Annotated in this window: 1 pseudogene; it reads right to left on the bottom strand. The window is 70.5% G+C overall.

Features of this window, described 5'->3' with window-relative positions:
• Positions 1 to 363: pseudogene (locus tag GWK61_RS55125) on the bottom strand (DUF1116 domain-containing protein); the annotation flags it as partial.
• Positions 364 to 543 lie beyond the last annotated feature (180 nt).

The following is a 543-nucleotide window of genomic DNA, read 5'->3' as shown; positions in this document are numbered from 1 at the left end:
CGCATGCAGAAACTGCCCCGGCGCCAACCCGAGCACCTCCCGAGCCGGCCGCACATCCACCAACTCAGCACCCGCCGCCAACATCCGCCGCACAGCCAGCGCATTGGCCTCACCCCGCCGCCGATCCAGCGCCACGTCGGCGAGATCGCCCTCAGTCCCCACCGGCGGCGGCCGCCAGTCAACCCGCGTCACCGCCACCCCTTGCGCGGCAAGATCGTCGGCGAACCCCGCGACACCGGCCGCGACAACATGCGTAGGAGCAAGCCGCGCAACCGGGGGAGCAGCCTCGGCGCCCTCGGACACGCCGGCGTCAGGCATCGCGGAACCAGATTCTTCGAGCCCAGATTCTTCGAGCAATGACATCGACGTCCTGCCAGTCGTAGCGATCAGTGACGGTCAACAGCCCCACGCGGCACCCCACCCCGTGCCAAGACCGCAGCCGCCTCCGCAGCCTCGGCATTCGACAAGAAGACCCAGGCCCCGGCCCCCGCCAGGACCTCCGCCTGCCGCACCAACCCTTGCGGATCCCCACCCGTCCCACAC

This window comes from Catenulispora rubra, from assembly GCF_015356825.1.
Classification (GTDB): Bacteria; Actinomycetota; Actinomycetes; order Streptomycetales; family Catenulisporaceae; genus Catenulispora; species Catenulispora rubra.
This window is presented reverse-complemented; position numbering and strand designations above follow the sequence as displayed.